Annotated in this window: 16 protein-coding genes; 12 read left to right on the top strand and 4 right to left on the bottom strand. The window is 70.1% G+C overall.

What is annotated here, in order from left to right; genetic code table 11:
* Nucleotides 1–32: 32 nt before the first annotated feature.
* Nucleotides 33–1,361 carry a nicotinate phosphoribosyltransferase gene (locus ACZ4M3_RS13650; RefSeq protein WP_467732092.1) on the bottom strand — a complete coding sequence of 443 codons (1,329 nt, stop codon included), beginning with the start codon at nt 1,359–1,361 and terminating at the stop codon, nt 33–35.
* A gap of 80 nt (nt 1,362–1,441) precedes the next feature.
* On the opposite strand from ACZ4M3_RS13650, the gene clpS reads away from it, so the two are divergent.
* The 7 genes from clpS to ACZ4M3_RS13615 all read left to right on the top strand — a co-directional run bounded on the left by clpS (nt 1,442) and on the right by ACZ4M3_RS13615 (nt 6,243).
* The gene (gene clpS / locus ACZ4M3_RS13645; protein WP_467732090.1) at nt 1,442–1,756 is read left to right on the top strand and encodes an ATP-dependent Clp protease adapter ClpS; all 315 of its coding nucleotides are present in this window, start codon (nt 1,442–1,444) and stop codon (nt 1,754–1,756) included.
* The gene (locus ACZ4M3_RS13640) at nt 1,753–2,364 is read left to right on the top strand and encodes a DUF2017 domain-containing protein (RefSeq protein ID WP_467732257.1); all 612 of its coding nucleotides are present in this window, start codon (nt 1,753–1,755) and stop codon (nt 2,362–2,364) included. Before clpS ends, ACZ4M3_RS13640 begins: the two co-directional genes overlap by 4 nt.
* 356 nt (nt 2,365–2,720) lie before the next feature.
* Nucleotides 2,721–4,163 (top strand): amino acid permease, encoded by a 1,443-nt coding sequence (locus ACZ4M3_RS13635; protein ID WP_467732088.1) that lies wholly within the window; start codon nt 2,721–2,723, stop codon nt 4,161–4,163.
* Between the two features lie 126 nt (nt 4,164–4,289).
* Nucleotides 4,290–4,712 carry a M67 family metallopeptidase gene (locus ACZ4M3_RS13630; RefSeq protein WP_467732087.1) on the top strand — a complete coding sequence of 141 codons (423 nt, stop codon included), beginning with the start codon at nt 4,290–4,292 and terminating at the stop codon, nt 4,710–4,712.
* 77 nt (nt 4,713–4,789) lie between these two features.
* Complete coding sequence (locus ACZ4M3_RS13625; RefSeq protein ID WP_467732085.1) at nt 4,790–4,900, top strand: putative leader peptide; 111 nt, start codon at nt 4,790–4,792, stop codon at nt 4,898–4,900.
* Between the two features lie 114 nt (nt 4,901–5,014).
* Complete coding sequence (locus ACZ4M3_RS13620) at nt 5,015–5,293, top strand: MoaD/ThiS family protein (protein WP_467732255.1); 279 nt, start codon at nt 5,015–5,017, stop codon at nt 5,291–5,293.
* Nucleotides 5,293–6,243, top strand: coding sequence for a PLP-dependent cysteine synthase family protein (locus ACZ4M3_RS13615; protein ID WP_136214408.1), 951 nt, complete (start codon nt 5,293–5,295; stop codon nt 6,241–6,243). The genes ACZ4M3_RS13620 and ACZ4M3_RS13615 overlap by 1 nt, the downstream gene beginning before the upstream one ends.
* 151 nt (nt 6,244–6,394) lie before the next feature.
* Here ACZ4M3_RS13615 and ACZ4M3_RS13610 read toward each other — a convergent pair whose 3' ends face one another.
* Nucleotides 6,395–6,805 (bottom strand): hypothetical protein, encoded by a 411-nt coding sequence (locus tag ACZ4M3_RS13610; RefSeq protein WP_467732083.1) that lies wholly within the window; start codon nt 6,803–6,805, stop codon nt 6,395–6,397.
* Between the two features lie 195 nt (nt 6,806–7,000).
* Between ACZ4M3_RS13610 and ACZ4M3_RS13605 the strand changes: the two genes are divergently transcribed.
* Entirely contained in the window at nt 7,001–7,753 is a 753-nt protein-coding gene (locus tag ACZ4M3_RS13605) for an MBL fold metallo-hydrolase (RefSeq protein ID WP_467732081.1), read from the top strand.
* A gap of 99 nt (nt 7,754–7,852) precedes the next feature.
* On the opposite strand, the gene ACZ4M3_RS13600 is transcribed toward ACZ4M3_RS13605, so the two are convergent.
* Nucleotides 7,853–9,109, bottom strand: coding sequence for a PTS transporter subunit EIIC (locus ACZ4M3_RS13600; RefSeq protein WP_467732079.1), 1,257 nt, complete (start codon nt 9,107–9,109; stop codon nt 7,853–7,855).
* Between the two features lie 266 nt (nt 9,110–9,375).
* The gene (locus tag ACZ4M3_RS13595) at nt 9,376–10,677 is read right to left on the bottom strand and encodes a PTS transporter subunit EIIC (RefSeq protein ID WP_467732077.1); all 1,302 of its coding nucleotides are present in this window, start codon (nt 10,675–10,677) and stop codon (nt 9,376–9,378) included.
* Nucleotides 10,678–10,932: 255 nt separating this feature from the next.
* On the opposite strand from ACZ4M3_RS13595, the gene ACZ4M3_RS13590 reads away from it, so the two are divergent.
* The 4 genes from ACZ4M3_RS13590 (at nt 10,933) to rdgB (ending at nt 13,194) form a co-directional block, all read left to right on the top strand.
* Entirely contained in the window at nt 10,933–11,166 is a 234-nt protein-coding gene (locus tag ACZ4M3_RS13590; RefSeq protein ID WP_467732076.1) for a PTS sugar transporter subunit IIB, read from the top strand.
* 109 nt (nt 11,167–11,275) lie between these two features.
* Nucleotides 11,276–12,010, top strand: a complete 735-nt coding sequence (gene rph / locus ACZ4M3_RS13585) for a ribonuclease PH (protein ID WP_467732074.1) — start codon at nt 11,276–11,278, stop codon at nt 12,008–12,010.
* Between the two features lie 140 nt (nt 12,011–12,150).
* A complete protein-coding gene (locus ACZ4M3_RS13580) occupies nt 12,151–12,543 on the top strand; it encodes a hypothetical protein (protein WP_467732072.1) in 393 nt (130 codons plus the stop codon).
* Nucleotides 12,544–12,591: 48 nt separating this feature from the next.
* Nucleotides 12,592–13,194: an RdgB/HAM1 family non-canonical purine NTP pyrophosphatase gene (rdgB, locus tag ACZ4M3_RS13575; protein ID WP_467732070.1), complete on the top strand. Its 603-nt coding sequence runs from the start codon at nt 12,592–12,594 to the stop codon at nt 13,192–13,194.
* Nucleotides 13,195–13,197 lie beyond the last annotated feature (3 nt).

The raw sequence follows: 13,197 nt of genomic DNA, 5'->3' as shown, positions 1-13,197 counted from the left end.
GATCCGGCCGGGGGACGGCCCCCGCGCCGTGGCTACACGTACTCCGTCGGGATCACGGCCTCGCCGCGCGAGAGCTGCGCCGCGGACAGCGGCAGTCCGGCGCGGGCCGCGAAGTGGCGGTCGCGGGCCGCCTCCAGGGGCTCGCGGGCCACGACCTCGCCGCCCTTGACCAGCTGGACCAGCAGCTGCCGGTCCGCCAGGGCGGTCGGCACCGGGCCCACGCCGACGACCTCCGCCTCGGCGACCCCCTCCGCGTCCCGTCGGCGGGCCGCCCACTTGCGGCCGCCCAGGGAGGTCTTGCCGCCCGAGGACTTCTTCGCCACGGGCAGCAGCGGCGCCTTCGGGTCGTCCGACGTGGCCCGCGCCACCAGCTTGTAGACCATCGAGCACGTCGGGTGCCCGCTGCCGGTCACCAGCTGCGTGCCCACCCCGTACGCGTCCACGGGCGCCGCCGCCAGCGAGGCGATCGCGTACTCGTCCAGGTCGGAGGTGACCACGATCCGCGTGTCCGTCGCGCCCAGCTCGTCCAGCTGGTGCCGCACCCGGTGCGCGACCAGCAGCAGGTCCCCGGAGTCGATGCGCACCGCGCCCAGGCCCGTCCCGGCGACCTCCACGGCCGTCCGTACCGCCTCCGCGACGTCGTAGGTGTCCACCAGCAGGGTGGTGCCGCTGCCCAGCGAGGCCACCTGCGCGGTGAAGGCGTCGCGCTCGTTGTCGTGCACCAGGGTGAAGGCGTGCGCGCTCGTGCCGACCGTCGGGATCCCGTAGCGGAATCCCGCCGCCAGGTCCGAGGTGGAGGTGAAGCCGCCCACGTACGCGGCGCGCGAGGCCGCCACGGCCGCCAGCTCGTGCGTGCGCCGGGCGCCCATCTCGATCAGCGGCCGGCCGGCCGCCGCCGAGGCCATCCGGGAGGCGGCCGCGGCGATCGCCGAGTCGTGGTTGAGGATCGACAGGACGACGGTTTCCAGCAGTACGCACTCGGCGAAGCTGCCCTCGACGCGCAGCAGCGGCGAGCCGGGGAAGTAGACCTCGCCCTCCGGGTAGCCCCAGATGTCGCCCGAGAAGCGGTACGAGGACAGCCAGTCCAGCGTCGCCGCGTCGACCACGGCCCGCTCCCGCAGGAACTCCAGCACCGCGCCGTCGAAGCGGAAGTTCTCGACCGCGTCCAGCACCCGTCCGGTGCCCGCCACCACGCCGTAGCGCCGCCCCTCGGGCAGCCGCCGGGTGAAGACCTCGAAGACCGAGCGCCGGTCGGCGGTGCCGTTGGCCAGCGCGGCCTGGAGCATCGTGAGCTCGTAATGGTCCGTGAAGAGCGCTGTCGACGGCACGTCCACCGGCAGGCCCAGGTCCGCAGGGTTCATGTCACGGATGCTAGCGCACATCTCGTCAGAGTGACGAGATGTAGGGCCGGTTTGTGCGACGGACCCGTCACAGTGGCAGCATGGGACGGGTGAGTGTTGCTCCCATTGAGATCGAACGCACCGAATCGGCCGAAGAGGCCTCCGCCGTCCCCGAACCCGACGTTCCGTGGGTGACCCTGGTGCACAACGACCCGGTCAACCTCATGAGCTACGTGACGTACGTGTTCCAGGCGTACTTCGGCTACTCCAAGGACAAGGCGAACCGGCTGATGCTCGACGTCCACCACAAGGGCCGGGCGGTCGTCTCCAGCGGCACCCGCGAGGAGATGGAACGGGACGTGCAGGCGATGCACGGCTACGGGCTCTGGGCGACGCTGTCGCAGGACCGCGGCTGATGGGCACCTTCGAGTCCCGCCAGGGCGGCGGCGCGGCGATCGCGCTCGACGACATCGAGATCTCCATCCTGCGTTCGCTGGCCGTGCAGCTGCTGGAGCTGATCGGCCCCGGCGAGCCGGAACCCCCGGCGGACGCCGACCCGCTGGCCGTGCTGTTCGCCTCGGACGGCCCGACCGAACCCCCGTCCGACCCGGCGCTCGCCCGCCTCTTCCCCGATGCGTACGGGGCCGGCCCGGACCCGGAGGACGGTGCGCCGCGCGCCGAGGTGCAGGAGCTGCGGGCCCGCTCGGCCGAGTTCCGCCGCTTCACCGAGAACGACCTGCGCACCCGCAAGCGCGAGGACGCGCTGGCGGTCGTCCACAGCCTGAGCGGGCTCACCCCCGCCGAGGGCGGGGCGGCCGTGCTGGAGCTGACCGGGGAGCTGCCGCTGCGCTGGCTCGGGGCGCTCAACGACCTGCGCCTGACCATCGCCGCCCGGCTGGAGATCACCGAGGACGACGAGAGCGCCGCGCTGTTCCGGCTGCCGGACGACGATCCGCGCAAGCCGATGGTGATGGCGTACCTGTGGCTCGGCGGCCTCCAGGAGAGCCTGATCGAGACCCTCTGAACGGGCCACGATCGGGCCACCTGGCCGACATGCGCCGGCCATTCGCTCGTCACCCGCTCCGTTCGCTCAGCGAACGCTCAAATCCGGATAACGATCAGATCACCGCGATGCGGTGATCTGATCTGCTTTCAGTCTTATGTCCGGGTTTATCTGTGCGGTGCGTCACATTCCGGCCTCTCGATCACCCGTAAGCACGTGATAAATCTTCACGACTGCCGACGGGACGCCACCCATGTCTCCCGGCTCGCTTGTACCGGCTGATCGCCGGCGTGCAACTCCATCCGTATCCGGGGGGATCGAGGACCCGATCCGCAGCCATCGAGGCGCGGGTCGGCGTGGAGAAAGGCGCACCAGACATGACCTCTGTGCAGGTCGAGCAGCACGACAAGAAGCCCGGCGAGGGTGCCGGGCCCGAGGGTGGCGGGGAGGGATACCACCGCGCACTCGGAGCCCGCCAGATCCAGATGATCGCGATCGGCGGCGCCATCGGCACCGGCCTGTTCCTCGGCGCGGGCAAGGCCATCTCCAAGGCCGGCCCCAGCCTGATCCTGGCCTACGCCATCGCGGGCCTGGTCATCTTCTTCATCATGCGGGCCCTGGGCGAGCTGCTCATGTACCGCCCGGTCTCCGGCTCCTTCTCGGACTACGCACGCGAGTTCCTGGGCCCCTTCTGGGGTTACGTGACCGGCTGGACGTACTGGCTGTTCTGGGTGGTCACCGGCATCACCGAGGTCACCGCCGCCGCGCAGTACATGTCGTACTGGACCCACGACAGCTTCCCGCAGTGGGCGTACGCGCTGATCTTCACGGTCGTCCTCTACGCCGCCAACCTGATCTCCGTGAAGCTCTTCGGCGAGCTGGAGTTCTGGTTCTCCATGGTCAAGGTCACCGCCATCGTCGGCATGATCCTGATCTGCGCCGGCATCCTCACCATCGGGTTCTCCGACGCCGCCGACACCGCGACCGTCGCGAACCTGTGGAACGACGGCGGCTTCTTCCCCAAGGGCATCGGCGGCACGCTGATGACCCTCCAGATCGTCATGTTCGCCTTCCTCGCGGTCGAGCTGGTCGGCGTCACCGCCGGCGAGTCGAAGGACCCCGAGAAGACCCTGCCCAAGGCCATCAACACCGTGCCGTGGCGGATCGCCGTCTTCTACGTCGGCGCGCTGATCATGATCCTGTCGGTCGTCCCGTGGCACGAGTTCCAGCCCGGCGTCAGCCCCTTCGTGGCCGCCTTCGAGAAGATGGGCCTCGGCGTCGGAGCCGCCATCGTCAACTTCGTGGTGCTCACCGCCGCCCTGTCCTCCTGCAACTCGGGCATGTACTCCACCGGCCGCATGCTGCGCGACCTCGCCCTCAACGGCCAGGGCCCGAAGGTCTTCACCAAGCTGACCAAGAGCGGCACCCCGCTGGTCGGCACCACCTTCTCCGCCGCGCTGATGCTGGTGGGCGTCTGGATCAACTACGTCGCCCCGGGCAAGGCCTTCGACTACGTCGTCTCCTTCGCCACCATCTCCGGCATGTGGGCCTGGATCATGATCCTGGTCTGCCAGATCCGCTACCGGGCCGCATCCGACCGCGGCGACCTCCCGAAGTCCCCGTTCCGGGCGCCCGGAGCCCCGTACACCAGCTGGTTCGCGCTCCTGTTCATCGGCATGGTCATCGTGATGATGGGCGCCGACAAGGACGCCCGCGTCTCGCTGTACTGCGCCCCGCTGTGGGGTGTGATCCTGGGTGTTTCCTACCTGGTCATGAAGAACCGCAACCCGCGCGGCGCGGCCTTCACCAAGGCCCAGTAGCCCCCGCGGACCGCGCTTCCCGGGCGTCCATCACGCACGTCCGGGAAGCACGCCGTCCGTCCAGCATGCGGGCCCTCCCGTACCAGTCCTCGGTACGGGAGGGCCCGTCTGTTTATCCTGTCGCTCATGCTGACCCTCACCCAGGCCCTGTACGACCAGATCGTGGAACACGCCCGCAAGGACCACCCCGACGAGGCCTGCGGAGTCGTGGCCGGCCCGGCCGGCACCGACCGCCCCGAGCGGTTCATCCCGATGCTGAACGCCGCCCGCTCGCCCACGTTCTACGAGTTCGACTCCAAGGACCTGCTCAAGCTCTACCGCGAGCTGGACGACCGGGACGAGGAACCCGTGATCGTCTACCACTCGCACACCGCCACCGAGGCCTACCCCTCGCGCACCGACGTCACCTACGCGAACGAGCCCGGAGCGCACTACGTACTCGTCTCCACGGCCGACCACGACGGCCTCGGAGAGTTCCAGTTCCGCTCGTACCGCATCGTCGACGGAGTCATCACCGAGGAAGAAGTGCAGGTCGTCGAGGCCTACTGACCAGTATGTGAGCGTCGTGGGTCCACGATGCGGGATCACACTCCAAACGGGGGGGCGGGAATCGTTAACATGACCGCATGGTTTCCCCCGACGTGAGCAATGAGACGCCCGGCAGGCCGCTGCTGCTCGTGGCGCGGCTGCACGTCGACCTGTGCCGCCTCGCCAGCGCCATCTGTCCTGCTGCCTGAGCACTTCCCGAGCACCGAGCACCACAGCCCTGCCGCGCGGGGGCCACGCGCGCGTCCCCACCCCCCCCGCACGCCCCCTCACGCTTTGACGACTTGACGACACTGGAGCCCGCCATGGCCATCGAGGTCCGCATCCCCACCATCCTCCGCACCTACACCGACGGCGAGAAGGCCGTCACGGGCGAAGGCAGCACCCTGGCCGACCTGTTCGCGGACCTGGAAACCCGGCACAAGGGCATCGAGGAGCGCATCGTCGACGGCGGCCAGCTGCGCCGCTTCGTCAACGTCTACCTCAATGACGAGGACGTCCGCTTCCTGGACGGCATCTCCACCCCGCTCAAGGACGGCGACAGCGTCACCATCCTCCCGGCCGTGGCCGGCGGATCGAAGTAATGCGCTACGACTCCCCCCTCGCGGCGGTCGGCAACACACCGCTCGTCAGGCTGCCCCGGCTCTCGCCCTCCGACGACGTGCGGATCTGGGCGAAGCTGGAGGACCGCAACCCCACCGGCTCGATCAAGGACCGCCCCGCGCTCCACATGGTCGAACAGGCGGAGAAGGACGGCCGGCTGTTCCCCGGCTGCACCATCCTGGAGCCCACTTCCGGCAACACGGGCATCTCGCTCGCGATGGCCGCGAAGCTCAAGGGCTACCGGATCGTCTGCGTGATGCCGGAGAACACCAGCCAGGAGCGCCGTGACCTGCTGACGATGTGGGGAGCCGAGATCATCCCGTCCCCGGCGGCGGGCGGCTCGAACACCGCGGTCCGGGTGGCCAAGGAGCTCGCCGCCGAGCACCCCGACTGGGTGATGCTCTACCAGTACGGCAACCCCGACAACGCGGGCGCGCACTACGCCACCACCGGCCCGGAGATCCTGCGCGACCTGCCCTCCGTCACCCACTTCGTGGCCGGCCTGGGCACCACCGGCACCCTGATGGGCGTCGGCCGCTACCTGCGCGAACACGTGCCCGGTGTCAAGATCGTCGCTGCCGAACCGCGCTACGACGACCTCGTCTACGGCCTGCGCAACCTGGACGAGGGCTTCGTCCCGGAGCTGTACGACGCGTCGGTGCTCACCACCCGCTTCTCGGTGGGCTCGGCGGACGCGGTCACCCGCACCCGGGAACTGCTGCGCGAGGAGGGCATCTTCGCGGGCGTCTCCACGGGCGCGGCCCTGCACGCGGCGATCGGCGTCGGCCGCAAGGCCGTGGCGGCGGGCGAACAGGCGGACATCGTGTTCGTCGTGGCCGACGGCGGCTGGAAGTACCTCTCGACGGGCGTCTACACGGCGGCAACGACGGAGGAGGCCATCGAGGTCCTCCAGGGCCAGCTCTGGGCATAGGTCCCCCGACCCCGGCCCGTCCAGCCTCGTGGGGGTACCTCCCAGCGGTAGCAGGGGGAGTTCGAGGCGCGGGTCCGGGCGGAGCCCGGTTCCCGGAAGGGGCGGGGGAGAGCCCCGCGCAGCGGCACCCGACGCCCTGGTCACCGCCCGCTCACCCGCGGCCCCCGCCCAGCCCGCTGACCTCGTCCCACACCGTCGGATCCAGCATGCCCAGCCGCCTGTCGAACTCCGCCGCCGACACCTCCGCCGGCCGGTCCGCCTCCAGGTAGCCCGTCCGTCCCGGCACCCCGGCCACCCCCGGCGGCAACGGGATCACCCCCGCGCGCCGGTCGTCGTACTTCCCGGTGATCCACGCGACGCGCACCCGCCCGCCCCGCACCCCCGCCCTCAGCACCAGACAGGGCCGCCCGTCCGCCAGCCGCCACAGCTCGCCCGCCCGCACCCCGGCCCGCGACCCGGGCCCGCGCTGCCGCGCCGCGCCCCCTCGCGCCCGGCGGGGCAGCAGCAACAGCACCACGACGGCGACCACCGCCCCCGCGGCGGGCCACCATGACGTGTCCATAACCCGAAGGTAGCCGCGGCCCCCGCCCCCGGCACGGCAACGCCCGTACCCCCTGTCGCTCCCCCGGGTGACAGCACAGGTGATTCCCCCCACAACGGCCCGCCGCGGAGGAGCGACCGGAGGTTTCGCGCCTTACGCTCGACGCACGCTCGGCCCGCATTCCGTCCACGGACCGTCCACGGAGGTTCACGCTCCATGAAGCTCACCGTCGTCGGCTGCTCGGGGTCGTTCCCGTCCGCGGATTCGGCATGTTCGAGCTACCTCGTCGAGGCCGACGGCTTCCGGCTGCTCCTCGACATGGGCAACGGCGCCCTCGGCGCGCTCCAGCGCCACATCGGCCTCTACGACCTCGACGCGATCTTCCTGAGCCATCTGCACGCCGACCACTGCATCGACATGTGCGCGTACTTCGTGGCCCGCTACTACCGGCACGAGGGCGGCCGCTGCGGCACCATCCCCGTCTACGGCCCCGAGGGCACCGAGCAGCGGCTGACGACGGCCTACGACGACGTCCCCGACGCCCGCTCGATGGGCGAGGTCTTCGACTTCCGGACCCTGAAGTCCGGCGCCTTCGAGATCGGCCCGTTCCAGGTGCGTACCGAGCGGGTGTGCCACCCCGTCGAGTCGTACGCCATCCGCGTCGAGCACGGCGGCCGCTCGCTCACCTACTCCGGGGACACCGGCGTCTGCCCGGAGCTGGCCGCGCTGGCCGAGGGCGTCGACCTGTTCCTGTGCGAGGCGTCCTTCACGCACGGCAAGGAGGACGTCCCCGACCTCCACCTCAACGGCCGCGAGGCGGGCCGGTACGCGGCCACCGGCGGCGTCGGCCGGCTGGTCCTGACCCACGTCCCGCCGTGGACGGACGCCGCCCGCAACCTCGCGGACGCCCGCGCGGTCTACGACGGCCGGATCGACCTGGCGGCGCCGGGCGAGGTCTACGAGCTCTGACGGCCCGACGGCCCGACCGCCCGACGGCACACGCAGGAGCCCCCGCCCTCCCTTGCTTCGGGGAGAGCGGGGGCTCCTGCCTGCTTGAGGACGTCCGGCCTACTTGGCCTCGGCCTTCTCCATCTCGGCGATCTCCTCGTCGGACTCGCGGCCCGGGGTGGGGAGGTTGAACTTCGTGATCGCGAACCGGAAGACCACGTAGTAGACGACCGCGAAGCACAAGCCGACCACGGCGAGCCCGAACGGGTTGGTGGCCTTGCCCAGGTTCAGCAGGTAGTCGATCGCACCGGCGGAGAAGCCGAAGCCGTCCTTCATGCCGAGCGACCAGGTCAGCGCCATCGAGATGCCGGTGAGCACCGCGTGGACCGCGTACAGCACCGGGGCGATGAACATGAACGTGAACTCGATCGGCTCGGTGACACCGGTGACGAAGGAGGTCAGCGCGAGGGAGACCATCATGCCGCCGACGACCTTGCGGCGCTCGGGGCGGGCGCAATGGACGATCGCCAGGCAGGCCGCCGGGAGGGCGAACATCATGATCGGGAAGAAGCCGGTCATGAACTGTCCGGCGCTCGGGTCACCGGCCAGGAAGCGGGCGATGTCGCCGCTCTTGCCGTTGTAGTCGCCGGCCTGGAACCAGGGGAACGAGTTCAGCAGGTGGTGCATGCCGACCGGGATGAGCGCGCGGTTGAAGACGCCGAAGATGCCCGCGCCGACGGCGCCGGAACCGACCAGCCACTCACCGAAGTTGTGCAGGCCCGTACCGAGGACCGGCCAGATGAGGCCGAAGAGGATGCCGATCAGCAGACCCGCGAATGCGGAGAGGATCGGGACGAGGCGGCGACCGCCGAAGAAGCCCGCCCACTCGGGCAGCTTGGTCCGGTAGAACTTCTGGTAGATCAGAGCGACCACGATGCCCATGACGACACCGCCGAGCACCTTGGCGTCGACCGGCGCGTCGATCATGACGACCTTGCCGTCGACCGCCTTGGCGATCTTCGGCAGGTTGGAGTCGGTGAACGTGGCCAGCACGTTCTTGAAGACCAGGTAGCCGGTCACGGCTGCCAGGGCGGTCGAACCGTCCGACTTCTTGGCGAAGCCGATCGCGATGCCGACGGCGAACAGCAGCGCCATGTTGTCGAGGATCGCGCCGCCGCCGGCGGACATGTACCCGGCGATCTTGGTGAGGAAGCCCGGCAGCGACGGATCGCCGAGCATGTCCTTGTCACCGAGGCGGACGAGCAGTGCCGCGGCCGGCAGTACGGCGACGGGGAGCATGAGGCTCCGGCCGATGCGCTGCATGACGGCCATCACGCCCGCGCCCTTTTTCTTTTCCGCAGCGGTGGCTGTGGACATGAGCTTCCTCCAGAAGGCAAGGCGCCGCCAGGGGTGGAACCAAGGGGGACGGCGACGTCTCGAAAAGGGGGCACACGCCGCCGGGGGGAAGCGGTCGTGGTCTACACCATTGCGTGGTGTAGACCAGTTGTAACACGGTCAGGGTTAGATAAGGAACCTTCAATTTTTTGTTGTAGGACCCACCCTCCCCGCAGGCAGCGAAAAGCCCCCGGATCCGGTGATCCGAGGGCCTTTCGACCGTACGAGCGGAGGCGGCGGAGCGGCCCTCAGGCCTTGGTCACGTCCGCCTGCATCGCCGCGATCTCCTCGTCCGACTCCCGGCCCGGCGTCGCGAGCCGGAACTTCGTGATGGCGAAGCGGAAGACCGCGTAGTAGACGACCGCGAAACACAGCCCGATCGGGATGATCAGCCACGGCTTGGTCGCCAGCCCCCAGTTGATGACGTAGTCGATCAGACCCGCCGAGAAGCTGAACCCGTCGTGGACCCCCAGCGCCCACGTCACCGCCATCGACACGCCCGTCAGCAACGCGTGGATCACGTACAGCGCCGGCGCCACGAACAGGAACGAGTACTCCAGCGGCTCCGTGATCCCGGTGACGAACGACGTCAGCGCCACCGACAGCATCAGGCCCCCCACCTCCTTGCGGCGCTGCGGCTTCGCGGTGTGCGTGATCGCCAGCGCCGCCGCCGGCAGGGCGAACATCATGATCGGGAAGAAGCCCGAGAGGAACTGGCCGGCCTGCGGGTCGCCCGCCAGGAACATGTTGATGTCCCCGTGCACGACCACCCCGTCCGGCTTGGTGTAACTGCCGAACTGGAACCACACGGGCACGTTCAGGAACTGGTGCAGGCCGATCACCAGCAGCGCGCGGTTCGCGACGCCGAAGATGCCCGCACCCCACGACCCCAGGCCCACCAGCCAGTCCGAGAAGCTCTCCAGCGCGTCACCGATCGGCGGCCAGATCCACAGGCACAGTCCCGCGAACGCGATCGCCACGAACGACATGATGATCGGAACGAGCCGGCGGCCGTTGAAGAAACCGAGCCAGTCCACCAGCTTCACCCGGTGGAAGCGCTGCCAGAACCAGGCCGCCAGCAGCCCCATGACGATGCCGCCGAACACCCCCGGATTCTGGTACGTGTACCCGGCGAACGTGTCCGTCGACGTCAGACAGCCGCCCCCGATGTCCCTCGTCCCCGGCGGGCACGGCTTCGGAAAGGCGTGCATCACCCCCCGGTAGACGAGGAACCCCGCCACCGCCGCCAGCGCGGTCGAACCGTCCGCCTTCTTGGCCATGCCGATCGCCACGCCCACGCAGAACAGCAGGGGCAGACCCAGGTCCGGATCCAGCAGCGCGCCGCCCGCGCCAGCCATGACCTTGGCGACGTCCGCCCAGTCCAGCCCCTCCGTACCGAAGACGTCGGGCTGGCCGAGCCGGGTGAGGATCCCGGCGGCGGGCAGGACGGCGATCGGCAGCTGGAGACTGCGCCCCATCTTCTGGAGCCCCTGGAGCAGGCCGTTCCACCACTGCGGCCGCGGCCTGGCTGCGGCGCTGTTCGCGCTCATCGGCGTCCTCCCTGACCGGCCCGTTTTTGGCAGGTGCGGCCCGTACGGCACACTGGTGTAGACCATTTGTCGCGCGGTCACATGCACCGGCCCACAAGGCGGGTGGGTGCTGATCGTTATCATTCGGCAGGTGCCGGGCCCGCGCTCGCATAGATGGGCCAACCGTGAGTTACCGTGACAAAGCGGACCTCCGGGTGGGCCGACCAGGCATCCGGCCGCCGAGACTCGTTCTTCGTCATACGCAGGGAGACACACATGGCCACCAAGGCTGAGAAGATCGTCGCCGGGCTCGGCGGTATCGAAAACATCGAAGAAGTCGAAGGCTGCATCACCCGCCTGCGCACCGAAGTGATCGACCCGGTCAAGGTCGACGAAGCCGCCCTCAAGGCCGCCGGCGCCCACGGCGTCGTCAAGATGGGCACCGCGATCCAGGTCGTCATCGGCACCGACGCCGACCCCATCGCCGCCGACATCGAAGACATGATGTGAGCTGAGCCCACCGGCTCACCCGCCCCACCCCGCGCAGCACGGCAGACCCCGTCCCCTAACCACCCGGACGGGGTCTTCCCGCACCCGCACACCGACTAGGCTCGGCAGCATGTCTCGCATCGACGGCCGCACGCCCGAACAGCTCCGCCCGGTCACCATCGAACGCGGATGGAGCAAGCACGCCGAGGGCTCCGTCCTCATCTCCTTCGGAGACACCAAGGTCTTCTGCACCGCGTCCTTCAGCGAAGGCGTCCCGCGCTGGCGCAAGGGCAGCGGCGAGGGCTGGGTCACCTCCGAATACTCGATGCTGCCCCGCTCCACCAACACCCGCGGCGACCGCGAATCCGTGCGCGGCAAGATCGGCGGCCGCACCCACGAGATCTCCCGCCTCATCGGCCGCTCGCTGCGCGCGGTCATCGACTACAAGGCCCTCGGCGAGAACACCATCGTCCTGGACTGCGACGTCCTCCAGGCCGACGGCGGCACCCGCACCGCCGCCATCACCGGCGCCTACGTCGCCCTCGCCGACGCCGTCGCCTGGGGCCAGCGCAAGAAGCTGATCAAGGCCGGCCGCAAGCCCCTCACCGGGACCGTCGCCGCCGTCAGCGTCGGCATCGTGGACGGCGAACCCCTCCTCGACCTCTGCTACGAGGAAGACGTCCGCGCCGAGACCGACATGAACGTCGTCTGCACCGGCGACGGCCGCTTCGTCGAGGTCCAGGGCACCGCCGAAGGCGAGCCCTTCGACCGCAAGGAACTCAACGCCCTCCTCGACCTCGCCGCCGGCGGCTGCGCCGACCTCCAGGCCCTCCAGCTCAGCGCCCTGGACCTCGCCGTGTCATAGCCCGCCCGCGGGCCGGCAACCGCCGGGCCGGACCCGGCGTCTACGCCGGTACGGGCGCACGGTGTCAAAGCCGTGCGCCCGTCCACGTACCCGGGTCCTGACACCCGAGCCCACGCACCGAGCCCCAGGGGGGACCCCGAATGAAGCCCTACCGCAACCACCGCGTCGCCGCCGTCGTGCTGGCGGCCGCCCTGGCCGTCCCGGCGCTCTCCGCCTGCGACACGCTCTCCACCGCGATGGACTGCGCCAACACCGCCGTCGCCATAACCGACGGGGCCAACGACCTCCAGCAGGCCGTCTCCCAGGCCGGCAACAGCCCGCAGGACGCCCAGAACGCCCTCAACCAGATCGAGACGAGCCTCAAGAAGATCGGCGACCAGACGGACAACGCCGACCTGAGCAAGGCCATCGACTCCATGAAGACGGCCGTCACGAACGTCCGCACCTCGATCGACAACGGCAACACCGCCCCGGACATCACCCCGGTCGGCAACGCCGCGAAGGAGATCTCCAAGGTCTGCACCCCCGGCTGACGCCCGCCGGCGCACGGCCCGGCGGGTCACTGCTCGATACTGGACGCCATGACCCGCCTGATCCTCGCCACCCGCAATGCGGGCAAAGTCACCGAACTCCGCGCCATCCTGTCCGACGCCGGCCTGCCGCACGAACTGGTCGGCGCGGACGCGTACCCCGAGATCCCGGACGTCAAGGAAACCGGCGTCACCTTCGCCGAGAACGCCCTCCTCAAGGCCCACGCCCTGGCCCGCGCCACCGGCCTGCCCGCCATCGCCGACGACTCCGGCCTGTGCGTCGACGTCCTGAACGGCGCCCCCGGCATCTTCTCCGCCCGCTGGGCCGGCACCCACGGCGACGACAAGGCCAACCTGGACCTCCTGCTGGCCCAGCTCTCCGACATCGACGACCCGCACCGCGGCGCCCACTTCGCCTGCGCGGCCGCCCTCGCCCTCCCGGACGGCACCGAACGCGTCGTCGAAGGCCGCCTCCGCGGCACCCTGCGCCACGCCCCGGCGGGCACGGGCGGCTTCGGCTACGATCCGATCCTCCAGCCGGAGGGCGACACCCGCACCTGCGCGGAACTCACCGCGGCGGAAAAGAACGCCATCTCCCACCGCGGCCAGGCCTTCCGCGCCCTGGTCCCCTTCATCCGCGCCCTGACGGCCTGAGCC

The sequence above is a fragment of the Streptomyces sp. NPDC026522 genome (assembly GCF_055567555.1).
The sequence above is the reverse complement of the archived record's forward strand: the minus strand, read 5'-3'. Positions and strand labels throughout refer to the sequence as shown.